This window comes from Enterovibrio litoreus, assembly GCF_045679545.1.
In the GTDB taxonomy this organism is placed as follows: Bacteria; Pseudomonadota; Gammaproteobacteria; order Enterobacterales; family Vibrionaceae; genus Enterovibrio.
This window is the reverse complement of record NZ_CP166195.1, coordinates 478,181-500,394: the sequence shown is the minus strand read 5'-3', so window position 1 is coordinate 500,394 and position 22,214 is coordinate 478,181. Positions and strand designations below refer to the sequence as shown.

Annotated in this window: 22 protein-coding genes; 4 read left to right on the top strand and 18 right to left on the bottom strand. The window is 47.8% G+C overall.

The genetic code is table 11. The features are described 5' to 3' along the window. Positions 1-18: 18 nt before the first annotated feature. The 3 genes from AB8599_RS17820 to AB8599_RS17810 all read left to right on the top strand — a co-directional run bounded on the left by AB8599_RS17820 (position 19) and on the right by AB8599_RS17810 (position 4,869). Positions 19-315, top strand: a complete 297-nt coding sequence (locus tag AB8599_RS17820) for a sarcosine oxidase subunit delta (protein ID WP_407334240.1) — start codon at positions 19-21, stop codon at positions 313-315. Then, positions 312-3,938 (top strand): sarcosine oxidase subunit alpha family protein, encoded by a 3,627-nt coding sequence (locus AB8599_RS17815; protein ID WP_407334239.1) that lies wholly within the window; start codon positions 312-314, stop codon positions 3,936-3,938. Before AB8599_RS17820 ends, AB8599_RS17815 begins: the two co-directional genes overlap by 4 nt. A gap of 163 nt (positions 3,939-4,101) precedes the next feature. Then, complete coding sequence (locus AB8599_RS17810) at positions 4,102-4,869, top strand: sulfite exporter TauE/SafE family protein (protein ID WP_407334238.1); 768 nt, start codon at positions 4,102-4,104, stop codon at positions 4,867-4,869. A 9-nt stretch (positions 4,870-4,878) separates the two neighbouring features. On the opposite strand, the gene AB8599_RS17805 is transcribed toward AB8599_RS17810, so the two are convergent. From AB8599_RS17805 to AB8599_RS17720, 18 genes are all read right to left on the bottom strand, one after another. Further along, entirely contained in the window at positions 4,879-5,709 is an 831-nt protein-coding gene (locus tag AB8599_RS17805; protein WP_407334237.1) for a MurR/RpiR family transcriptional regulator, read from the bottom strand. 157 nt (positions 5,710-5,866) lie between these two features. Further along, complete coding sequence (locus AB8599_RS17800; protein ID WP_407334426.1) at positions 5,867-6,115, bottom strand: Rho-binding antiterminator; 249 nt, start codon at positions 6,113-6,115, stop codon at positions 5,867-5,869. A 49-nt stretch (positions 6,116-6,164) separates the two neighbouring features. Next, positions 6,165-6,851 carry an OmpA family protein gene (locus AB8599_RS17795; protein WP_407334236.1) on the bottom strand — a complete coding sequence of 229 codons (687 nt, stop codon included), beginning with the start codon at positions 6,849-6,851 and terminating at the stop codon, positions 6,165-6,167. 45 nt (positions 6,852-6,896) lie between these two features. Then, positions 6,897-8,222 carry a pilus assembly protein TadG gene (locus AB8599_RS17790; protein ID WP_407334235.1) on the bottom strand — a complete coding sequence of 442 codons (1,326 nt, stop codon included), beginning with the start codon at positions 8,220-8,222 and terminating at the stop codon, positions 6,897-6,899. Between the two features lie 9 nt (positions 8,223-8,231). Beyond that, positions 8,232-8,783: a tight adherence pilus pseudopilin TadF gene (gene tadF, locus AB8599_RS17785; protein WP_407334425.1), complete on the bottom strand. Its 552-nt coding sequence runs from the start codon at positions 8,781-8,783 to the stop codon at positions 8,232-8,234. Next, positions 8,767-9,174 carry a pilus assembly protein gene (locus AB8599_RS17780; RefSeq protein ID WP_407334234.1) on the bottom strand — a complete coding sequence of 136 codons (408 nt, stop codon included), beginning with the start codon at positions 9,172-9,174 and terminating at the stop codon, positions 8,767-8,769. Before AB8599_RS17780 ends, tadF begins: the two co-directional genes overlap by 17 nt. Positions 9,175-9,302: 128 nt before the next feature. Next, positions 9,303-10,925 (bottom strand): hypothetical protein, encoded by a 1,623-nt coding sequence (locus tag AB8599_RS17775; protein ID WP_407334233.1) that lies wholly within the window; start codon positions 10,923-10,925, stop codon positions 9,303-9,305. Continuing rightward, entirely contained in the window at positions 10,925-11,791 is an 867-nt protein-coding gene (locus AB8599_RS17770) for a type II secretion system F family protein (RefSeq protein ID WP_407334232.1), read from the bottom strand. Before AB8599_RS17770 ends, AB8599_RS17775 begins: the two co-directional genes overlap by 1 nt. Beyond that, complete coding sequence (locus AB8599_RS17765; protein ID WP_407334231.1) at positions 11,791-12,717, bottom strand: type II secretion system F family protein; 927 nt, start codon at positions 12,715-12,717, stop codon at positions 11,791-11,793. The genes AB8599_RS17770 and AB8599_RS17765 overlap by 1 nt, the downstream gene beginning before the upstream one ends. Next, positions 12,714-13,991, bottom strand: coding sequence for a CpaF family protein (locus tag AB8599_RS17760; RefSeq protein ID WP_407334230.1), 1,278 nt, complete (start codon positions 13,989-13,991; stop codon positions 12,714-12,716). Before AB8599_RS17760 ends, AB8599_RS17765 begins: the two co-directional genes overlap by 4 nt. A 6-nt stretch (positions 13,992-13,997) precedes the next feature. Further along, positions 13,998-15,257: a CpaE family protein gene (locus tag AB8599_RS17755; protein WP_407334229.1), complete on the bottom strand. Its 1,260-nt coding sequence runs from the start codon at positions 15,255-15,257 to the stop codon at positions 13,998-14,000. 12 nt (positions 15,258-15,269) lie between these two features. Beyond that, the gene (locus AB8599_RS17750; RefSeq protein WP_407334228.1) at positions 15,270-15,818 is read right to left on the bottom strand and encodes a hypothetical protein; all 549 of its coding nucleotides are present in this window, start codon (positions 15,816-15,818) and stop codon (positions 15,270-15,272) included. A gap of 2 nt (positions 15,819-15,820) precedes the next feature. After that, positions 15,821-17,173 carry a type II and III secretion system protein family protein gene (locus AB8599_RS17745; protein ID WP_407334227.1) on the bottom strand — a complete coding sequence of 451 codons (1,353 nt, stop codon included), beginning with the start codon at positions 17,171-17,173 and terminating at the stop codon, positions 15,821-15,823. 11 nt (positions 17,174-17,184) lie between these two features. After that, the gene (cpaB, locus tag AB8599_RS17740; protein ID WP_407334226.1) at positions 17,185-17,958 is read right to left on the bottom strand and encodes a Flp pilus assembly protein CpaB; all 774 of its coding nucleotides are present in this window, start codon (positions 17,956-17,958) and stop codon (positions 17,185-17,187) included. Between the two features lie 3 nt (positions 17,959-17,961). Beyond that, positions 17,962-18,393, bottom strand: coding sequence for a prepilin peptidase (locus tag AB8599_RS17735; RefSeq protein WP_407334225.1), 432 nt, complete (start codon positions 18,391-18,393; stop codon positions 17,962-17,964). A gap of 22 nt (positions 18,394-18,415) precedes the next feature. Continuing rightward, positions 18,416-18,613 carry a Flp family type IVb pilin gene (locus AB8599_RS17730; RefSeq protein WP_407334224.1) on the bottom strand — a complete coding sequence of 66 codons (198 nt, stop codon included), beginning with the start codon at positions 18,611-18,613 and terminating at the stop codon, positions 18,416-18,418. A gap of 706 nt (positions 18,614-19,319) precedes the next feature. Further along, complete coding sequence (locus tag AB8599_RS17725) at positions 19,320-19,766, bottom strand: DUF6691 family protein (protein WP_407334223.1); 447 nt, start codon at positions 19,764-19,766, stop codon at positions 19,320-19,322. A gap of 9 nt (positions 19,767-19,775) precedes the next feature. After that, positions 19,776-20,216: a YeeE/YedE family protein gene (locus tag AB8599_RS17720; protein ID WP_407334222.1), complete on the bottom strand. Its 441-nt coding sequence runs from the start codon at positions 20,214-20,216 to the stop codon at positions 19,776-19,778. Between the two features lie 243 nt (positions 20,217-20,459). Here AB8599_RS17720 and AB8599_RS17715 point away from each other — a divergent pair, with 243 nt between their 5' ends. After that, the gene (locus AB8599_RS17715; RefSeq protein WP_407334221.1) at positions 20,460-22,127 is read left to right on the top strand and encodes an FAD-dependent oxidoreductase; all 1,668 of its coding nucleotides are present in this window, start codon (positions 20,460-20,462) and stop codon (positions 22,125-22,127) included. Positions 22,128-22,214 lie beyond the last annotated feature (87 nt).

The window sequence follows — 22,214 nt, the reverse complement described above, 5'->3', positions numbered from 1 at the left end:
GATGGAAAAGGAACTGACATGCTACGTATTTACTGCCCTTACTGTGAAGAACACAGAGAAGAAGACGAATTTACCTACGGCGGTGAGGCGCACATCGTTCGCCCGCAAGACCCCGATGCCCTGAGCGATAAAGAATGGGGGCATTATCTGTTTCACCGCAAGAACATCAAAGGCAGTCACCGTGAAATGTGGTTTCACGCGGCAGGCTGTCGCAAATTTTTCAACGTGCAGCGCAACACCGTCACCTATGACATTGAGGCGGTGTACAAAGCGGGCGAATCTGCACCGAGTGCAAACGGGGAGGCGGGGGCATGAGTCAGATTAATCGCTTGCCTGAAGGCGGAAGGGTTGACCGTAATTCGTCGCTGACGTTCACCTTTAATGGAACCGTCTATCAAGGGCACAAAGGTGACACCTTGGCGTCGGCGTTGATCGCCAATGGCGTCAAAGTGGTGGGGCGCAGTTTCAAATATCACCGCCCTCGCGGCATTGTTGGTGCTGGGGCGGAAGAGCCGAACGCGATCTTACAGTTGGGTTCGTTGCCATCGACTGCTTTGCCTAACCAAAGGGCAACACAGACAGAATTGTATGACGGCTTGAATGCCCGTGTGGTAAACGCTTGGCCAAGCCTTGAAAAAGACGTGATGGGGATGGTGGGTAAAATTGGTGGCGCCATGATGCCCGCAGGCTTTTACTATAAAACCTTCATGTATCCCGAGTCGCTGTGGCCGACGTATGAAAAACATATTCGGAATGCGGCAGGGCTAGGCGAAGTTCCCGGTGCTTGCGACCCTGACAAATACGACAAAATGCATCATCACTGTGAGGTGTTGATTGTCGGCGCGGGCGCAGCGGGCTTAATGGCGGCGAGCGCACTGATCGGGCAAGGGCTTCGCGTCATATTGGTCGATGAGCAAGCCGAAATGGGCGGCAGTCTGTTGCATTGCCGTGAGCAAATCGATGGCAAACCTGCGGACCAGTGGGTTGCTGATACCCTTGCCAAACTGACAAAAGATCCTGATTGCACCTTACTGCATCGCAGCACCGCATTTGGTTACTACGACCATAACTTCGTTGGGGTGGTCGAGCGGAGAACGGATCACCTTGGCGAGGTAGTGCATGGCGTTCGACAACGCCTTCATCATATTCGCGCTGAACGTGTGTTATTGGCGACGGGTGCGATTGAACGCCCGTTGGTCTTCGGCAATAACGATTTACCCGGCAGCATGTTGGCGTCCGCGGTGTCAATTTACCTGCGCCGTTATGGCGTGGCACCGGGCGACACCCTGGTTTTGATGACCACCAATGATGAAGCCTATGACACGGCGATAGATTGGCATGAAAGCGGTCGAACCGTCGCCGCCATTGTCGATACGCGACCATTTTCTGACGGTGAACGTGTTCAACAAGCCAAAGCATTGGGGATCACTGTGCTCCAAGGCCATGCCGTGATGAACCTGAAAGGCGGACATGAAGTGACGGGCGCTGAAGTTGTGCCTATCGATAAAACAGGCAGCAGTGTTACGGGAACCACGCAAGTGATTGCCTGTGATGTGGTGGCAAGCAGTGGAGGCTGGAGTCCGGCGTTACACTTGAGCTGTCACACGGGTGGACGCCCTGTGTGGAATGAAGATATTGCCGCCTTTGTGCCTTCAAACAGTGTCAAGGGCATGGACTATGCCGGCGCTGTGGTCGGCCAAAGTGCACTGGCAGACGTGATGAAAGATGGTGCCGAGGCCGCGCTACGAGTGGCTGAAGCACTGAATGTTTCACTCGAAACGCCAATCATGCCATTGGTGGGCGTAGTGGCAACAGATTTGGGCATGGCACTTTATCTGGCGCCGCACCGTTTGCCGGTCAGCCGCGCGCCAAAACAGTTTGTAGATTTTCAAAATGACGTGACCGCGGCAGGCATTGAGCTTGCTGTGCGTGAAGGCTATGAGTCGATTGAACACATCAAACGTTACACTGCGATGGGCTTTGGGACGGATCAAGGTAAAACAGGCAACATCAATGGCATGGCTATCGCCGCCAATGCCATGGGTAAAACCATACCTGAAACGGGCACGACAATTTTCCGCCCTATGTATACCCCTGTCACCTTCGGTGCCTTGGCGGGACGTGATGTCGGAGCCATGTTTGATCCTGTGCGTTACACCGCCATGCATGCATGGCATGTTGAGAAGGGCGCGAAATTTGAAAATGTCGGACAGTGGAAGCGCCCTTGGTATTACCCGAAAGGGGATGAAACCATGGCGCAGGCACTGGGAAGAGAGTGCCGTGCGACTCGTGAAAGTGTCGGGATTTTAGACGCGTCCACCTTGGGTAAAATTGATATTCAAGGCAAAGACGTTCGCGAGTTTCTCAATCGCATTTACACCAACGGCTGGGACAAGCTGGCCCCAGGACGTTGCCGCTATGGCCTGATGTGCCATGAAGATGGCATGGTGTTTGATGATGGTGTCACTTCTTGTATTAGCGACGATCACTTCTTAATGACAACCACCTCGGGCGGCGCAGCAGGCGTATTGCGCTGGTTGGAAATGTGGCACCAAACCGAATGGCCTGAGTTGGAGGTGTATTTCACTAGCGTGACCGATCATTGGGCCACCATGACCATCTCAGGCCCGAACTGCCGCAATGTGCTTAAGCAGTTAGTGGGCGATGAAGATATCTCCGAAGAAACCATGCCCTTTATGAGCTGGAAACCGATGAAGGTCGCTGGGGTGGAAGCGCGTGTATTCCGAATCAGTTTCACGGGTGAACTGTCGTTTGAAATCAATGTGAATGCCAATGCGGGTATGTACGTCTGGGAGCAAGTAATGAAAGCGGGTGAGCCGTATGACATTACCCCTTATGGCACGGAAACCATGCACATTCTGCGCGCTGAAAAAGGCTTTATTATCGTCGGGCAAGACAGCGATGGTTCCGTCACACCGCAAGATCTTAATATGGGCTGGATTACCGGAAAGCAGAAAACCTACAGCTTTATTGGTCGTCGTTCATGGGCGCGAGAAGACACATCGCGAACCGACAGAAAACAGCTGGTGGGGTTGAAGTGTACCGAACCTAGCAAAGTTATCCCAGAAGGGGCGCAAGCGGTTGATAACCCAAATCAGCCCATTCCGATGACCATGGTTGGGCATGTAACGTCTTCCTATTACAGTGAGGTTTTGGGCGGCTCTATCGCGCTGGCGCTGATCAAAAATGGCCTAAATCGTATGGGGGATCATGTGCATTTCCCCTTAGCGGATGGCACGGTGTTGGAAGCGCAGATTTGTAGCTCGGTGTTTTACGACATCAAAAATGAAAAGCCGCTAACAGTCAAAGACGCAGATGTGTCGCCATTGTCAGAGAGCTTTGTGGTGAAAAATGCTTTGCCGCTGAATCATTTGGGCAAAACCCATCCCACCGCACCGGGTGTTCATCTTCATGAATACGACGGGGTGAGTCAGTTGATCCTTCGTGGTGAACCCACAGCAGAATTCGCGGCGAATGTTGAACAAGTACTTGGGCTCTCGCTGCCGACATCGGCGTGTACATCATCCGTATCAGATAACCATGAAGTGTGGTGGCTATCGCCCGATGAATGGTTGTTGTTGAGTTTCAAACAAACCGCACAACAAACCGAATCGTCGTTACGTGCTGTATTGAGCGGGCATTTTCAGGTCGTCGATGTATCTGGCGGACAAACCTTGCTTACGCTGACGGGATCGCATGCTATCGATGTGCTGAAAAAATCCATGCCCTATGACGTTGACCCGCGTCATTTCCCGATTGGGAAGTGTGTGGGAACGACGTTCGCCAAAGCGCAGGTGTTCATAAGACACCGAAATGAGAACAGCTATAACCTTATCGTAAGGCGAAGCTTTGCGGATTACGTGGCATTGTGGCTTCAAGATGCAGGCGAAGAATATGGCATCGCGCTCGATTGCTAAGTTAATGAACAAACTTTCTTCGTTGTCATTTCTCAATCAAAATCAGCCCGCCATCAGCGCGGGCTTTTTATGGCTGGCTATATCAAATGAGGAACGACATTCCTGCCAACGAACGTAGTGAACTGGCTATGATCAAACAAAGCCAATACAAGAGAATGCACTGTTGCCTGTGATCACCGACCCTTACTTCTATCTGTTAGCCGCGCCAGCGGTGCTGATCTATGGCATTGGCAAAGGTGGGCTGGGCGGTGCATTGGGGATCATTGCTGTGCCTTTGATGGCCTTTGCGGTTGCTCCGACGCAGGCAGCCGCTATCTTGCTGCCGATCTTATTGGTCATGGATTTTTTTGCGGTGCGATACCACTACAAAAATGCGGATTACAGTGTCATAAAACGCATGTTACCGGGCGCATTGGTTGGCATTGCGCTCGCTGGTTTCTACATCAATTCCGTGCCACAGGCGGGCTTGAAACTCACCATCGGCGTCTTGTCCCTGTGGTTCTGCGGGCACTATGTGCTGTCTGAACTGGGCGTCATGAAAGTCGCGAAAAAACGAAGAGGGAGACTGTCGGGATCAATTTGGGGCGGTATTAGTGGATTTTCGAGCACCACGGTACATGCAGGCGGCGGGCCCGCGAGTATTTACCTGTTACCGCTGAAACTCGAAAAAGTGACGCTAGTAGCGACCATGGCGGTGTTCTTTGCCATGTTGAACGTGGTGAAAATTATTCCTTATGCCGCCATTGGCGAGTTTGACCAAACCAACTTGCTGACAGCGCTGGTCTTAATCCCTCTTGCTCCATTGGGTGTGGCGATGGGCGTGTGGTTGCTTCATCGCGTCAGCCAAAAGCGAATCTATCAATTGTGTTATCTCTTTCTGTTTCTATCAGGTATCAAGCTTTCTGTTGATGGCATTTTAAGCCTTATCTGAGTTGTACGTTTACAACTGCCTACTCAATCGAAACGCGAGTGAAACGGCGAGCGATTGCGCCAAACACAAAGTCGCTGTTTGTGATCGAAAGGACTCCACCTCCGCTTCTTTAATCACAAAACACACATCACTGTTTGCCGCCAATGGGCTGACTTGGCTGTCAGTAAACACGATCTGTTTCGCCTTTGCTGCAGCGCCACGTGCGCAAAGTTCGACGGTTTCTGGCGAGTAGGGTGAGAAGCTCGCCCCAATGACGACATCTTTTTCATTCACCAGTGCTAACTGCTCAGACGCCATGCAGCCAAATCCATCCACCAATACAACGCGACGTTCCAAATGGCGCAAAGCATAGGTCAGGTAAGAGGCAATGCTGAATGCGCGCCGCATGGCGACCACGTAAATGGTATCTGCGTTTTCCAGTAAATCCACCGCGGCATTCAGTTGCTCTGCGCTCACCGTATTGGTCAGTTCTTGCAAGGCGACCGTATTGGCGTGAGTGAACTGTTGAAGAATGTCGATTGGGGTATCTAAAGACCCATTCGGTTGGCTGTCTTTCAGCAACTTGGCGCGTTCGGTGTAACTGCTGGTTTCTTCCACCAAGTTCTTGCGAAAAAGCTGTTTCATTTCATTAAAGCCACTGAAATCAAACGCATTAGCAAAGCGGATAAGCGTAGAAGGCGGTACATTGGCGTGAGTCGCAATGACGGCGACGGTATCAAAAGCGATGCTGTTTGGGTTGTCGAGCACATAGTGGGCGACTTGTTGTAATCGCTTGCTCAAGTCGTGATAGCGCTGTCGGATTTGCTGTTGTAATTCAGCGAGGTGCGTTGCCGTTGCCATAGTCTACCCAGTTAGATTCCATCTATGGCAAGTGTAATGTTTCGAAATCAAATTGGAAATGAAATTTCTATTTCGCCGAAGAAAAGGTATCGCCCAACCTGCTGTTGGGCAAACCGCGATCAGTGAAATACGATTGGCGTAGACCTATTGCGAAAACCTATTGCGAAAAAGTGATGTGCTTAAAATGTGGATTGTCGACAAGGACATCCAAGGTCAGCACTCGATCTAACTCGACAAGCACCGAGTGGCCATTCATGTTGATGGCGATACATTCTTGTTTGTCGCCGTTACGTGCTGTGTCTTGTGCGATACCTTCTATCACCTCGCCGGATTTCAATCCAAGCTTGATCGGGTAATGAAACAGACAGACGATTTCTACATAGTCATATTCTTCGCATTTGATCATCGCCATCGCCTCCTGTGTGACCCTTGTATTAGTGTCGTCTAGGATTATGTTAATTGCTCGTCGTGTCTTCAGGTAACACCAAAGTACGTACTTCCACACGGCGGTTTTGGGCTTTGCCTGCGGCAGTTTTATTACTCGTCACAGGTGCGGTTTCGCCTCGCGTCAGGGTCTTAATTGGCGTGTTTTTTCCTGCTGTGTTTGCACCTAACGCGTTAACCAACTGACCTTTGACCGACTCTGCACGTTGTAAGCCGAGCTTCAAGTTGTAAGCATGGCTGCCAACACTGTCAGTGTGACCTTCAATAGACAGTGGCGTGTCAGCGCGCTTGATGGTGTCCACGATGCCCGCCAGAATTTTCTTACCCGTTGGCGTGAGGGAAGACTTATCAAAACCAAAATGCACCATGGCAATTAACTGGTTGTGCTTCACTGCAACACTTGGGGTTTCACGCACTAAAAACTCCGCACATTGTTTGTTTAAGCCAGCGTTGACCATTGCTTCAATGAACAAAGGGGTTGCAGGGTGGCTATCCACAGATCGTTCTAACTGCAGATATTGTGCGCGATGAAACAAAACTTCTGTGGAGGGTTCAAGCTTGACACGAAAGGCGACCTCGGTATTTTTGTCGACGCAAATGTCTTCAAAAACCGTGGCAGGAAGCGTTGCCGCTACACTTTGCATGGGCAAAAGACTCGCGGTAAAAAGCAAAGCTGTCAGAGAAAGCGCTGGTTTCATAATTATTCTCGTAATGTTCTTTTTCTAAATTAGCCGAAATGAGCGTTATTGATCGTAGTGACGGAAATAGAGGTGCCCGACTTCTTCACTGATAAGCTCTAGTACCGTGTCATAAATGTCTTGGTAAGAGCTTGCAGACTGGATATTCTCTTCGCCGGCACAGATTTTTAGCCCTGGGTTCTTATCAATGTCATAGCCAAATCCGATGACAAAAATCTTTGCTTCTACTTGTCGACCGCCAATACTCTTGCTCTCCAATGAGCTAATAATATTGTCGCAAAGGCCACGGTTGTAGAGTTGAAGGGCAGCGTAACCGGGGTAGCGGTTATCTGCTGGATTATTCTCGTCAATAGAATCCTCACCGTCAGACAGCACAATGATGAGTTTTCTCACGTTCTTACCGCGGGTAACAATCTTCCCTGCTTCAATGATTCCTTCATAAGACGCCGTGCCGTGAGAAGGATAGAAACGCGAAATGGTTGAACGAAAACTCGGGAAGTCTTCAGTGAGATCGAGTGTTCTGAACTCGGAATAATCCCGGGCGTCTCGGCCGGTGATACTGGTACGATTGTTATTGAGTGGGTCGGATACTGTCGCATTGAAATTGATGTTGGGAATGTTTTTCCACCACTCCCAACTTAGGCTCGAATAGTTCCCGTAATAGTCCACATTGCTGTAATAGCGGCTTCCATCATGGGGATAAACATTGTAACCAATAAAGGAAACGCGGTTGAGGATGCGTTGGCCATTGAGCTCAAGTTCTGTTGACTCATTAAACGCTTCAAGTTTTTTAGTGATGTCTGAGATCACCTGAATCACGCCTAAGTATTTGATGTCATTGTTCCAGCTGTTCAACATGGAACCAGAAAAATCCGCGACAAAGGCGACATCAATAGTAAACCCCTGGTATTTTCGTGCGACAGCTGAGCCGTCTAAAATCAAGGTTTCTTCATACCCTAGGGCATAGTCATCTTCTGGATACCAGGATTCAAATTCTGAGTTGAGTGTGACTTTGTACTCGGTGAATACCAATCCCTCTTTGTCATATACCCCAGGCTTTCCGCAGTTATTGCCGTAAATCTCATCGCAACTTTTCCGGACGATATTAATGTCTGATAGGGTAATTTCGCCATCTGGGGCATAAGTGTCGACGATGCCTTTCGCTAATGTCTGATTAGTCGTGGTGTTGAAGGTTGCATTTGCGGCGACGGCGAGTGACGCCACTTCCACACCATCTCCGATTCTGGCGTGTGTTTGTAGGTAACGTGTCGATTCGACCGCCAGCACGAAAACACCAAAAAGAAGTGGGTAGATAAGGACGAAGATAATGGCGGCGATACCACGTTGTTGAGAGGGCAAAGAAACCTGCATGGTGATGTCCTATCGACCGAAAGAAAGAGAGATAGAGCGAACACGTTCAAATGTTTCGCCAGCCAAATTGCCGTACCAATTGTCAGTGCGATAACAGAGCGTGACCTGGTAAAGCGCCAGCTTGTTATCAAACTGAGTGACAGGGGAAAGATCGATTTTTCGACTGAGCGCTTCTTCAGGCTCACATTCATAAGCGCCCAGATTGAAAATGTGTTGGTTCACAACGGCAGCAATGGGATTTTTATTTGCATCAAACCGTTGCTGCTCGATCACCATACCCAGCCGTGAAATGTCAAAGTTACCCATTGTGTTGCTGAGCGAGCGTTGTATCAGTGAAAATGATTGAGCCGCCTCGTCATAAGTCATGGTTTCCTTGCCATCAAACAGCTGTGAACGTTCGCGTAATAGGCTCACCAAGGAATAGGAAAGACGATCGAGCTTACCTTTCACGGTTTGTTTCACGACAACGTCCATGGTGAACACAATGATTAGACTAAATGCGAGTAAGATCATCGTAAGTTCGATGACAAAAACACCACGTTGTTTACTGACTGAATGCATCACGCTCAAACTCTTGTAGACCGAACACTTCCCGCGACAGTGTCACGGACTCATCATCAAAAAATAATGCAAAAATGGGTTTGTATTCATAACTGATGCGATACAGCGCGATCGGATTATTTTCTCTGCTGTTTCCACCATTAAATGCGGGATTACTGGCTTGATTAAACGAGGTGAAATAACGTACTGACACATCAAATTTGTTGGGGTCAACTATCTTCACCCACAGTTGATCGCTATTGAGCAATGCTTCGCGAAATAGTTTTTCATAATCCGTGTTGGCCGAGGTTCTGGCTGCACGTGACGACTCTGATATTGAGTAATCAACGACCGAAGAAATAAAGCCCATGACACACATTTCTGCCCAAGCAAGCATGACGTAAAAAAGCATGGTAGCGCAGATCGAAAACTCAATACTGACAATACCTTTTTGCTTATTTGAACGGGATTTTCGTCGCGACAGTCTTCTATTGCACTGCGCCTTGTTTGGTGTCGAGGAGAATAAACGCATAGCTTTCGTTATGCCTCCCAGCGAATAGTTAGTGTTTTGCCGTCAATAAGCACAATGGGCTTTCCTTTGGCGTTATCACGCAATGTGAGCACGATGCGTACGTAATTTTTGTGCTCGCCTAGTTCGATTATTTTGGCGGGGCCTTGTTCTAAGTATTGTTTTCTCTTGGTGGTGAAATCCTTCGCGCCACGCACGTCGAACACCCATTTGTTGCGATCCTCAAGAAACATGGTGCGCACTTTGCCCAATTCAAAATCCGCAGTGGCGACATATTGTGCATTAGCACTGCCGTTGGTCGTGACAGGTTGGTATTGCACGGCAGTGATGAGTTTTCGAGAGCGCTTCTGACGGGCTGTTTTTTTCTTTTTAGCGTTGGCCAGCTTAATTTCTTTGGCTTTTTCCGCTGCGGCCACCTTTTCCGCTGCTTGGGCGGCATGCTTTGCTGCGGCTTTTTCCTTTGCGGCTTTAACGCGTTCGCGCGCTAAGGCGATCGGATCACTAACATGCGCTTTAGCAGAGGTGCTGTTCGTCGTTTTGGCTATGTGGTCACCTGAGAGGGTATTGTGAGTCGTTGGGGGGGCAACCTGTGATGCTGTCTCCGTGATGTTTTCGTCAGTGACAGCCGTTTTTGCCAACATCGCGTCTGGTTGCGCGACCAGAACCGGCTTGGCTGAAGAAGAAAGCGACGCCATTTTTCCTGTCGTAGATTGCGCTTTGTTTGCTAAAGCTGAGCGCTCTTTTGATGACGATTGTTTAGCTTTCGACGCTAGCTTGGTATCAGAAGACGGCTTGATTTGAGAAGACGGCTTGATTTGAGAAGATGACTGGATTTTAGACGATCGTGTTGCCGTATCAGCCGTGAGTTCAGCCGTTGATTTGGGCACCTTTGGTAATGTGACCGTCGGCGATACCTGAGAATGATGGATCTGAGCGCCATGCAAGCTCTGGAACTTCTCCGCCAGGTACATATCGTTTTCGCTACCCGTTAGCATTTGGCTAAATGCTCGCGTGCGTCCCGCTTTGGCAAACGCCATCACCAAATTGGCCTTTGCGGTATCGTCGGCACGTCCGCTTTGTACTAAGGGCATCAAGATATCAATAGCTTCATCAAAATCCCCTTGAAGTAAGGCAATCATCGCCAGATTGTTCTTGACTGTCGCATCATCAAAATTAAATCGTCTCGCCGCTTCAAAAACCGATTTAGCTTCAGCAATTTGACCTTTGTCGGCCAAAATCAGTCCTTTTAGGTTGTATGCCTCGCCCAATTCGTCATCCATACGAAGTGCGGCATTAGCGAATTGCTCCGCCGTTGACATTTTGCCCTGGTCGAAAAATACATTGGCGCGAAGCAAGGCCAGTTCGGGCGTGTTTTGTTCGTGTGGTGGAATTTGTGACAGCTGAAACATAGCGGCTTCTGAGTCACCCATCAAATAATGCACATTGGCGAGTTTCTGACGTGTTTCGGGATCTGCGTCCGTTTGTAACTCGGCTTGATAGCGTGTCACCAGCGCGGAATAGCTTCCAGAGTCCATGAGAAGCTTCTCGCCATTTTGGCGCGCGTAATCGCTCTGTGAGTGAGTGGTGCAGCCGACAACCAGTAAGGTTGTGGCAAGCAAAAGGAGTGTTTTCATTATCCGAGCATCCTCATAATTCCTGGTGCCGTGATAAGAATCACGATAGGCATCACGATGAACAAAATGAGTGGGACAGACATCTTCGATGAAAGCTTTCCTGCTTTTTCCTCAAGGGAAAGCAGCTGAATTTCACGAATATCTCTCGCCAATGTAGAAAGCACCTCATAGATGGATGTGCCGTGTTTCATGCTTTGCGTGAGTGTCATCACGAAGCTATGCATTTCAGGGGCAGGAACGCGGTCGTGAAGTTCTAGTAAGGCTTTGTCCAAACCCACGGTTTGCGCTCTGTCTCGCAGGCGTTTGAGTACATACGCAAGATCGCGGTCAAAAGCCGCCATTTCAGAGGTGAGGTAAAACAACGTGGTTTCAACGGTCATACCGGTTTGCACGCACACACCCATGATATCGAGCAGATAGGGAAGTTGACGGGTGATCTTCCCGGCTAACGCTCGGCGGCGCATCTCTAGATACATGTCTGGCGCAATGATCACCAATACAATGAGGAGACTCAGCCACATGATCTTGCTCTGGTAGTCTTCTAACAGCGGTTTATCACCCGAAAACAAAATGATGAACACACCCACTGCGCCAATGGTGTATTTCACCAAAAAGTAATACGGGGCAAAGCGCGTATTGTAGAAACCCGCACCGATAAATTTTTCAGATATTTCGGTGTTTGTGGCCGAGAAAAAGCCGGACGCGATCCGTGAGATCTCTGCCATCGCCGAAGGTTTGTTGGATGAGGCTGACAAAGCGCCTTTGATGGAGCGATGGCGGCGAAAGTAGATATATCCAATCGTCAGGAGCGACGCGCTGCCAAAAGCCACAAATAGGGCAAATAAGACTAAAGACAAACCGCTCATTACTTAACGCTCCGCATTAGCGCGGTGATAATTGACATGCCGATTGCTTGACTAATCAATGTGTAATAAAGCAAAGGTCGGCCGTCAGGGTTGTTCATAACAAAGTCGTAGTTTTCGGGGCTGAGAAATCGCATGATGCCAAATAGAAAAAAGAAAGGAATGGCACACACGATATAAGCAGACATCCTCGCCTCTGCTGTCATCGCGCGTTTTTTCATGTCAATGCTTCTTGCATCAAACAGCACTCGATTTAATCGCGTGATCACGTGGCGCATTTGCCCACCACGATTAACGTTGACGCGCATAGCAATAACAAAAAACTGAAACGCAGGGGTGGGAAAACGCGAACACGCTTTGCGAAAAACGGTATCGGTGGACTCACCCATGTTCAGTCGTTCACCCATGATCTTAAATTCTTTGCCGACAATGTTGTCGAGCGACTGCCCGACAAATTGAATGGCATGAAGCAAGCTCTCACCAGCAGAAACCGAGCTGGCAATCATGTTGAGCGCATCAGGGAAATGATTTTCAAACGCCTTTTGAGCGCGCGTATCTAAATAGCGGATCCCCAAAAAGGTTGAGAGTGGCAAGATGATGATAAGACCAGTAAGCGTGCTGACTTTGAACAATGTCGACAGCATATAAAGCCCAGAAAACACCGTGATGATGTAAAACGCCACGATCTTTAGTGCGGCAAAATCACCAATGCCAGCAATGGTATTCTCAGCATATCTGCGCATTCTTTGAGGCAAGGTGGTTTGCGTTAGCGCTTCCATGTCTACAGCGCGGTTTTCTAAAAACTTGGTGACAGGAAGCGGGTTATTATCGCGTAACATGCTTTCCCTGCGTGCCTTTAGGCGGGTTTGCTTGTGAAAAATATACAAACCTACAGCAACGAACAGGCAATAAATCAAATTAGCAATCATGCGGTTACCCCACTGAAAATGCCGTTTAATTCTTTCTCAAGCCCAAAATAGCGCGCTTTTTCATACAGTGCAGATCGCTCCATCAACCCGGAAGTCACGAAATCACCGAGTACTTTGCCTTTGTCCGATAGCCCTTTTTGTTCGAAGCGGAAGATTTCCTCCATCACCACGTTTTGGCCTTCCATGCCAATCACCTCACTGATGCTCATCACTTTCCGGCTGCCGTCATGCAATCGGCTGATTTGAATGATGAGATCGACAGCACTCACTACGGTGCGGCGTATGGCTTCGAGAGGCAGCGATGCTGTCGCCATCATGACCATGCTTTCAATACGAGAAATGGCATCTCGCGGGTTGTTGGCGTGCAAAGTCGTCATAGAGCCATCGTGGCCGGTGTTCATGGCCTGAAGCATTTCAAAAGCCTCAGAACCACGACACTCACCAATAATGATGCGGTCAGGGCGCATACGCAGTGCATTTATCACCAAATTACGTTGATTGACCTCGCCCGTGCCTTCGATGCCTGCTGTGCGCGTTTCTAGGCGCACAATGTGAGGCTGTTGCAATCGCAGTTCTGCCGCATCCTCAATGGTGACAATGCGCTCCCTTTCAGATATGTACTGAGAGAGGGCGTTCATCATGGTGGTTTTACCTGAACCTGTACCACCAGAAATCACAATGTTAAGCCGACAGCGCGAGGCGATCACCATGAGCTTGGCGACCTCCGGGCTCATGGCACCAAATTCAATCAGGTCGCCAAAGCCGATGCTTTGTTTTTTGAATTTACGAATGGAAATCGACGCGCCATCAATGGCAATAGGTGGCAAGACGATATTGACACGGCTTCCGTCCAAAAGACGCGCATCACACAGTGGGACAGATTCATCAACACGACGCCCCACCTTGGCAGCAATGCGCTTAGCGATGGTAAGAAGTTGGTCGTTATCAATAAAGGTAATAGACGACTTTTCAACCAAGCCGTTGCGTTCAATGAACACCGCTTGAGGGCCATTGATCATGATGTCAGAAATAGAGTCATCTTCGATCAGAGATTGAATGGGCCCGAGCCCACGAAGTTCGTCATACATCATCTTCACATAGTCATTGCGAAGTGATGTCGGCATCGGCACGTTGTCTTGCTCAGTCAGCAGATTGATCGCTTGTATCAGCTGACTTTGCAGTTCTTCTTTCGACAGCGTTGTAATCGCTTCCGCGTCAATAGCATCAAAAATACGTTCGCGAAACGAGCGATAAAGCTCCTTGGGACTTAGCATAAATGATTACTCGCTACTGGAACGGGCAAAGGAGAAAAGCTTGCGTTTAGGGGCGATTTCTTCACCGATAATCCGCGAACACAGGTTCTTTATCTGGGTGCCAATTTTCGATTTTCCACTGCTGAGATACGTGCCATTTAAGAGAGCTTCTTCTACGGTGATCTCATAAGGAAGCACGATGTCGACGGGCACATCGAGATATTTCTCGACCTCGGCTTGCGTCACGCTGTTAAAGCGGGAGGCACGGTGGTTATTCAATACCAAAATGATACGTACCGTGCGCTTGTAGTCGGGCTCTTCAAATAGCTTCTTCATTTTGCTGAGCATCGCGGCGGTTTCTCGCAGGCAAGAAATGGTGGGTTCCATGACAAGCACGGCGACATCTAACGTTTTGAGCAGGACTTTCGGTTGGATATCAAACCCCACAGAGGCGGAATAATCATCGAGGATAAAGTTAGTGTCAGGGGCAAGATAATCGATCACCAATTCGGTCATCTCATCCAGATCAGCCGATCGCTCATCACTAAGCCCAAGGGCAAGATAATCAAGTCGATTACTCACACGCGTGACAAGGTTCTTGGCTGATGTTGGGTCTATTTCACCGCCGGTTTCTGTATCATTCAGCCGCCTTTTTTCGCGGTTTTTGATGCCAAGAAAAATATCGAGATTGCTGGAAAGATAGTTGTGATCAACCACCAGACAAGATGTTTGTTTGTCGTTAGATAAAATCCAGCTCAGTTCAGCGGTGAGCAGTGTCGCGCCCACACCGCCCCGCAGACCAATCACACCGATACGCTTGGCACGGCGACGTCCGTGGAGCGAGTTGGCTTCAATATGTCGGGTGACTACCGCATCCACGAACTCGGCCAGTTCAATTTTATCGACAGGCCAATACAGGTAGTAAAACCCCAGTGATTTCAATTCCCTGATCACTGAAATAGCATCCACGTCGCCCAGTATGATCACGGAAAGATAAGCGGGTAATCGTGCTGACAACTGCTTACACTCTTTGAGCGTATCCGGGCAGCCAACCAAATCAATCACCACCAGTTGGCTATTATTTTCTTCAACTAACGTGGGAATGTCTTTGAACTTGTAAGGATAAGAAACAGGGACAAGGTGACCGTCGAAGCGGAAGGTTTCTTCTACCAAAGATCTCACGTCTTCAGTGCGAAAAAACTGAAGCGATTTCACGCCCCGCTGACTACCGATCGCAGGTTCGCTGTCTTTCGATTCCTTTTTTAGGAGATCGCCAAAATCTAACATAGATAACCTCCTCTACAGGGTGTCTGGTGTGAAGATAGATAGACGCCCTTGCCCAGCAAGTTTGTTTTCTGGATATACCATGGATTCCCAGCGCATTGCCTCTGAGGAACAGCCATCGTTATTACGGTGATATTGACTAATGATGTTGTAACTGCAGTCAGGCGTTTGTACCTGATGAATGGTGGTGGACAGGGTAATGGCGTTTTGTTTTGTTGATGTATTTTTACCCGTGCCTTTGGCTTGAGAAAGCAACAGTTTGTTTGGTGAGATGCCGCGCTTGATCAGCCACTGATAAGCGTTATTCGCCATTTTTTTTCCGTGGATGCCACTCCACGAAATCGTGGCGCCATGCACCAGTAGCGCATATTCGTTTTGATCCAAGTACGCAGACACTTCGCTCTGAGCGGTTTTCAAGGCATCTTTCTTTATCGTCACTGAATATTCGTAGGTCACAGGGGTGACTAAAAGGTCACTGCCCATGATCGTTGGGCCTTTGGAGCACCCGGATAAGGTGACGGAAAGTGACAGTGCAACAGCGAGTAGGATTTTATGCTTGTTCATTCTCATTTCTTAAAGCCTCCAGTTGAGAGGATTTCTTCTTGCCATTGGGCCACTTCAGGTGAGCTTTTGATGCCTACGCCAAAGAAACGAGAGAGCGCAGAAGTTCGCTGCATACTGGGTATTTTGACGTTGGCTGATGAAATTGGCTCCACCAATGACACAGTAGCGACAATCACCAATTCTGTTTTGCGGCGTTTGGTTGAGGTATGGCGAAACAGTGCTCCAAGGATCGGCACATCACCAATAAAAGGGATCTTCGATAAGGCTTCTTCGTCTTCACTGCTGAGCAAGCCAGCCAGCACAAAACTGTCGCCATCACCTAATTCTAATGTGGTGCGAGCGCGACGGACTTTGAATGACGGAATATCCAAAAGCGTGTCACCAAATTGCCCATCGACAGAGCTCACTTGCGGCATTATCGCGAGCTTGATTTTGTCATCGCGCAATACTTCAGCAGCGAGATCAAGCCCGATGCCGAACTCTTTATATTCAACGCGATAGCCATCATCGATACGATAAGTGATTGGGATTTCACCACCCACAAGGAAACTGGCTGTCTCGCCAGAAATCACCGAAATATTTGGCTCTGAAAGCACTTGTCCGACGTTGTCGTCATTAATGGCTGAGATATAAGCGGCAATGTTAGTGGCGCTGCCATTAAAGCCAGAAATGCCGCGGAAGAATTGGCCATTGCCGCCAAAACCGTCGGTTAAAATCGTGCCCCACTTAATGCCGAGCTCATTGATCAAGGAGCTGTTCACCTCGGCAATCGTGAGCTTGACATTGACCTGCTTTGTCACCGCGACTTCTAAATTGTTCACCAAGCCTTCGTAGGTGCGTCGAGCCATAAAATCGATATCAAATTTTTCTTGTAGCGACGTTTTCCATTCAGTGCGTCTCTCGGCGTATTTCTTTTTTAGTAACTCCCCGACAATTGAATAGATCTCGTTTTTTTCCTTTTGTGTGGGCACAAACCCAGAGAGTACGACCTGCTCACCGAGGTTGAGTACGGAAACCTCTACGTTGGGATATTGAATTGCCAAGATCTGCTCAATTTTAGTGAGACTTTGATTGACGACAATTTTCTTTTTGGAAAGTGTTTGACTGTTTTCGCCAAATACAATCAGTGAGGTTGTGCCTATTTTACGGCCAAAAACCACAAGACGGTTGTTGTCGATGACTTGGTAGTCGGCGACTTCTGGGTCGGAAATAAAGACGGTTCCGATCACTGAGTCAAAGGACAAAGATCGCGCGTCTCCCGTGCCTAGGTTTAAAATTCCAGCAGCAAAAGCTGAAGAGGTGCCACCGAGGAGCAAGCCAACAGAAAAAATGACAGATAAGTAATGGCGCAGCATGTTCTTGCTCTCTAGTTAAAGGCCTTGTTTTGGCCACGAATTTCAGTAACGGATTTGAAATTTGGAAGTACATCATGGGTATCAGCGTTCATAGAGCCATTGCTATAAAACGCATTGCTGGACGACTTGATAATTTCAACAATGCCAATTCGACGAGCGATCACCATTTTGGCGATGTGTTCGCGATTGAGCTCAATGGTGAGCGACAAGATTTCTACGTCTTCTTCTTCAATGGCTAATACACGTATGTTACGAAGAAGGGGAGACACAGAAAGAGAACGAAAAGATTTAATGTAATCTGACCGAGAGGTTTCACTGATATTCTGTTCATCTGAGGTCAAAATGAGTACATCGACGATGTCACCCACTGAAATACCCGAGCCGATAAAGTCTTTTCGATTGATGGTCAGCGCATAAGGAGACATGCCCTCTTTGATGACTGCATCCAGATAATTAGGATCGTTGGGTAAGATGAAATCGCTGGCAGAAACATACGCAGTTTCCGCGATATCACGCTTGGCAACCATGCCAGGAACATGAGTAATTATAATATCGCCAACAATCCCATTTTTTAGGGCGTCATCTTCCTTCAACTTAAAATATCTTATGTTGTCGCGAGAGAGAGTATCACCACGTTTTATGGGTGATTTTAGTTGAGCAACTTGATAGGAAATATTCGAAATTCCGGAGGCAGTGGTGTGTTTGCTTTGGAAAAATCCGCTTAGGCCTAAAATGCCCACACTTATGGACAGCAAAGCAATGATAAAGAATACACGTTGGCTCATGGTTTAATTCAACTTACTTAAATAAAGACTAAACAAACTCGAAATTACGATAGGGACACCATAAGGCACGCCTTTCTTGGTTGTGTTTTTTGATATTAATTGCATAAGAAAAATAATGATCGCAGTAAAACCGCCGAGAAGGCCAATCATGAGCAATGTTAACGAGAAATAGCCCTGGTCAATAATAAGTGCATATGCGGCGAGTAACTTGGTATCACCTGCACCTAGAATCCCAACGGAAAATAACACTAGCCCAATAACGACAACAGATAGTGATTGATATACATGCAGTTGTATTTTTTCATCGAAAAATGCCAACAGGAGACAGAGCAGAAAAATGCTTAAACATAGTCTGTTACTTATCTTTCTATGATAGATATCAGTCGCCATCCCTGCTATTGAGCCAGAGATTAAAAGCAGTTCTAAAACACTCAACGAGTTAGCCCGTTAGAGAGAATTAACCACCAGTGTTGGCAGTACCAATGTTGGCAGCAATCTGGGTCATTGCGTCACTGATAGCCGTGCCAAGCGTTGAATCATTTGCTACAGCGGCCAAGATAATTGCTGAAATGGCAACACCAAGAATTGCATATTCAACAGCAGTTACGCCGCGTTCGTCGTTAATAAAGCGCTTCGCGATTTGAGAAAATGACATGGGATAAACTCCATTTTAAAAGGTGATTTCACTGAGAGAAAGCATGATCTTGCATAACAACTCTTTGCGGTGTATCCCTTAAAGAATATGTAAGTTCATGCTGGCGAATAAGATATATCTGAAATCCATTTTTATCTACTGCCTACCTTGTTCGTTTCTATCTCACAGGTGATCATTTGAATTTTTTTTAAGACAGGCAAATTTTCGCTCGCTTGTTTTGATAGATGTTTTGTTGAATATTCTTGTTTGTTTCGTGTGATGCTTGTCCCGTTTTACTATATGCATAAAAGTTTGCTTTTAATTTCTGAGACTCAATGAGACAGAATTTAATATTTTAATATTTTGATTTTTGTCACATAAAATTAATCAATTGAAACCGATGTTTAGCTTTCAAGTTGTTATGTTTTTGAGTTATTGATGTTGATTGTCTTTATAGGTATGCAGTATTGAAATATATATAGACAGGCTGAAATTGTGCTTATATTAATTTTAATGATAATTAGACAGATCTGGGCTGGTTTATATTATTTAAAGATAATTTTACTACAGCAGTATGCATATTGCTTTTTAGCGTGTTCTAACGTTTTTTTGTGTTTACCTTTATAAGGGAAGGGAAGGGAAGTGGAAGGAAAAGAAAGGAAGAGAAGTGGAAAGAAGAAAAAGAAAAGCGGCTAATCCGCTTTTCTTTACTTTACGGGAATGTCATTTAGCCCTGTGGGCTTGTGGTGAATGATGCTCTCTTCTCAGTGATCGTATTAACGAGGTACATCCCGACAATCATGCTGAGGAAAAACAGCGCCACGGTGCCAGAACCTGAACCCAACGCAGTCACTGCTGGCCCTGGGCAGATCCCCGCCAAGCCCCAGCCAATGCCAAACAGCGCAGAACCTGTGATCAGTCGCTGATCGATGGATGGGTTTTCACTGACGCAAAATGTCTCACTCAACATTGGCTTCGCTTGCTTGCGAATAAGAAAGAAGTAGCCCGGCGTAAACACAAGCAGTGCACCGCCCATGACAAATGCCAAGCTTGGGTTCCATTGGCCGAAAATGTCGAGAAAACCGATCACATTGGCGGGGTTAACCATGCCAGAAATCATCATGCCTAAGCCAAACAATACACCCGCCAGTAATGCGATAGCGCGAAACAACATGGAAACCTCCTAAGCGTGAAGACGGATAAACACAGTCACAAATGCCGCGCCCATAAAGATCAGCGTGGCGACGATAGACCGTTTAGACAAGCGGCCCATGCCGCAAATGCCATGACCACTGGTGCAACCATTCGCAAGGCGAGTCCCGATGCCGACCAATAAACCTGCAATAATCGCCATAATTGGCGAAATAGCGGGTGAAAGAGTTGCAAAATCCGGGTACGCAAAACCCATTTTGGGCGCGATTAAGCCAGCGATAACCATGCCGCTGATAAACAATAAGCGCCATGAAAACTCAGATTTACGTGGCTTGAGAAGCCCGCCTAAAATACCGCTAATGCCTGCTATGCGACCATTGAAGGCTAATAAGACCAATCCTGAAACACCCAACAGCATTCCACCAAGCAATGCTTTCAACATCGACGCATCCCAAGGGATTTGAAACAACATACCGACTCCTCTTACGTTTTCTTTCAATCATTAAACGCATGTGCAACAACAATGACATGAATAATACGGGTATCTTTATTTAAGTCAATGCTAATGTAGCTTATTGTGTATGAGTTAAATCTAATATAAAGTGTTCGTCATTGGCTCATCTAAAGGGCATCACGCCAACGAGTGAGCAATTTTTTTGTGCATCATTTTTGCTATGAAGGTGCACTTGAACGCAGAGAAACACAGGAGTGAGTTATGCCTAAGATCCTTATCATTGGTGGTGTTGCAGGGGGAGCATCTGCAGCAGCACGCGCCCGTCGATTGAGTGAAACGGCCGAGATCATCATGTTTGAGCGTGGCCCCTTTGTGTCGTTTGCCAACTGTGGCTTGCCTTATCACATTGGTGGTGACATTAAAGATCGTGCGAAATTGCTGCTACAAACGCCTGAAAGCTTTCTCTCTCGATTCAATGTTGATGTTCGCGTCATGAGCGAAGTCGTCAGTATTCAACGCGACGCGAAAACCGTGACGGTCAGAAACGTACTAGACGGCACAGAGTACAGCGAAAACTATGACTTTTTGCTTCTTAGCCCTGGCGCGAGCCCTGTTGTCCCGCCTATTCCAGGCATTGACAACCCGCTGACCTTCTCCCTTCGCAATATTCCAGATATGGACAAAATCCTTGCTTCTATCAAACATAACCAGCCTAAGCATGCGACAGTGATTGGTGGTGGCTTTATTGGTTTGGAGATGATGGAAGCGTTTCATCAATTAGGCATTGAAACTGCATTGGTTGAAATGGCTGATCAGGTCATGACGCCAGTAGACAAAGAAATGGCTGGATTTGTTCATCAAGAAATTCGCGCCAAAGGTATTGATTTACGTTTGGGGGTTGCGTTGCAATCGGCAGAGTTTCAGGCAGCAGCCGATGACGCAGAACGTGGCGCACTCACACTGCAATTGAGTAACGGTGAGCGCTTGAATACCGAGTTATTGATCATGGCGATTGGCGTTCGCCCAGAAATCACACTGGCACGCGCCGCAGGCCTGACCATCGGCGAATTGGGTGGTATTTGGGTCAATGAGCAGATGCAAACCAGTGATCCCTCAATCTACGCGGTTGGTGATGCCATTGAAGAAAAAGATTTCGTTACGGGCCAGCAAACCGTGGTGCCATTAGCTGGGCCAGCCAACCGTCAAGGTCGTATGGCGGCAGATAACATGTTAGGTGCACAAGAAACCTATCAAGGCACGCAGGGCACGGCGATTTGTAAAGTGTTCGATTTGGCGGTGGCGTCGACGGGGAAAAACGAGAAGCAACTCAAGCGCGATGAAATCGCGTATGAGAAGGTCTACGTGCACACGGCCAGTCATGCTAGCTATTACCCTGGTGCGGAAGTGGTCTCACTGAAGCTTTTGTTCTCGCCAGAATCGGGCAAAATTCTTGGTGCGCAAGCGATCGGTAAAGACGGTGTTGATAAACGCATTGATATCTTGGCGGTTGCACAGCGCGCGGGTATGACCATTGAACAGCTACAACATGTAGAGCTGACGTATGCGCCCCCTTATGGCAGCGCGAAAGATGTGATTAATCAGGCGGCGTTTGTGGCAACCAATGTGATGAAAGGCGATGTTAATGGCATTCATTATGATCAGTTGGCGAACTTAACTGACGACCAAATATTGCTGGATGTGCGCAATCCAGGGGAGCTGGAATCAGTGGGTACATTCCCCGGCGCTATGAATATCCCCGTTGATCAACTTCGCGGGCGTATGAATGAACTGCCGAAAGACAAAGAAATCATTGTGGCTTGTCAGGTGGGCTTGCGCGGTAACGTGGCGTATCGCCAATTGGCGAATAACGGGTTTAAAGTGAAAAACCTACTTGGCGGTTATCGCACATGGAAAACGTCTCAATGCTAACGTTTTACGCGAACGATGGAATGTTGCGTCTTCATGCCGAAGACATCGCGTCAACTGACAGATGAATAATGATTCACCATGCCGCCC

What these genes read in the sequence shown, in the direction of transcription:
- AB8599_RS17720 (WP_407334222.1), bottom strand. Translation starts at nt 20,216, where the DNA reads ATGTTGTTTCAAATCCCTTGGGATGCGTCGATGTTGAAAGCATTGCTT.
- AB8599_RS17815 (WP_407334239.1), top strand. Translation starts at nt 312, where the DNA reads ATGAGTCAGATTAATCGCTTGCCTGAAGGCGGAAGGGTTGACCGTAAT.
- AB8599_RS17800 (WP_407334426.1), bottom strand. Translation starts at nt 6,115, where the DNA reads ATGATCAAATGCGAAGAATATGACTATGTAGAAATCGTCTGTCTGTTT.
- AB8599_RS17745 (WP_407334227.1), bottom strand. Translation starts at nt 17,173, where the DNA reads ATGCTGCGCCATTACTTATCTGTCATTTTTTCTGTTGGCTTGCTCCTC.
- AB8599_RS17760 (WP_407334230.1), bottom strand. Translation starts at nt 13,991, where the DNA reads ATGCTAAGTCCCAAGGAGCTTTATCGCTCGTTTCGCGAACGTATTTTT.
- AB8599_RS17750 (WP_407334228.1), bottom strand. Translation starts at nt 15,818, where the DNA reads ATGAACAAGCATAAAATCCTACTCGCTGTTGCACTGTCACTTTCCGTC.
- cpaB (WP_407334226.1), bottom strand. Translation starts at nt 17,958, where the DNA reads ATGAGCCAACGTGTATTCTTTATCATTGCTTTGCTGTCCATAAGTGTG.
- AB8599_RS17820 (WP_407334240.1), top strand. Translation starts at nt 19, where the DNA reads ATGCTACGTATTTACTGCCCTTACTGTGAAGAACACAGAGAAGAAGAC.
- AB8599_RS17795 (WP_407334236.1), bottom strand. Translation starts at nt 6,851, where the DNA reads ATGAAACCAGCGCTTTCTCTGACAGCTTTGCTTTTTACCGCGAGTCTT.
- AB8599_RS17790 (WP_407334235.1), bottom strand. Translation starts at nt 8,222, where the DNA reads ATGCAGGTTTCTTTGCCCTCTCAACAACGTGGTATCGCCGCCATTATC.
- AB8599_RS17725 (WP_407334223.1), bottom strand. Translation starts at nt 19,766, where the DNA reads ATGTTGTTTCGCGCTATCGCATTACTGGCGGGTGTATTGTTTGGCTTA.
- AB8599_RS17805 (WP_407334237.1), bottom strand. Translation starts at nt 5,709, where the DNA reads ATGGCAACGGCAACGCACCTCGCTGAATTACAACAGCAAATCCGACAG.
- AB8599_RS17780 (WP_407334234.1), bottom strand. Translation starts at nt 9,174, where the DNA reads ATGCTTTTTTACGTCATGCTTGCTTGGGCAGAAATGTGTGTCATGGGC.
- AB8599_RS17775 (WP_407334233.1), bottom strand. Translation starts at nt 10,925, where the DNA reads ATGAAAACACTCCTTTTGCTTGCCACAACCTTACTGGTTGTCGGCTGC.
- AB8599_RS17765 (WP_407334231.1), bottom strand. Translation starts at nt 12,717, where the DNA reads ATGATTGCTAATTTGATTTATTGCCTGTTCGTTGCTGTAGGTTTGTAT.
- AB8599_RS17755 (WP_407334229.1), bottom strand. Translation starts at nt 15,257, where the DNA reads ATGTTAGATTTTGGCGATCTCCTAAAAAAGGAATCGAAAGACAGCGAA.
- tadF (WP_407334425.1), bottom strand. Translation starts at nt 8,783, where the DNA reads ATGCATTCAGTCAGTAAACAACGTGGTGTTTTTGTCATCGAACTTACG.
- AB8599_RS17730 (WP_407334224.1), bottom strand. Translation starts at nt 18,613, where the DNA reads ATGTCATTTTCTCAAATCGCGAAGCGCTTTATTAACGACGAACGCGGC.
- AB8599_RS17770 (WP_407334232.1), bottom strand. Translation starts at nt 11,791, where the DNA reads ATGAGCGGTTTGTCTTTAGTCTTATTTGCCCTATTTGTGGCTTTTGGC.
- AB8599_RS17715 (WP_407334221.1), top strand. Translation starts at nt 20,460, where the DNA reads ATGCCTAAGATCCTTATCATTGGTGGTGTTGCAGGGGGAGCATCTGCA.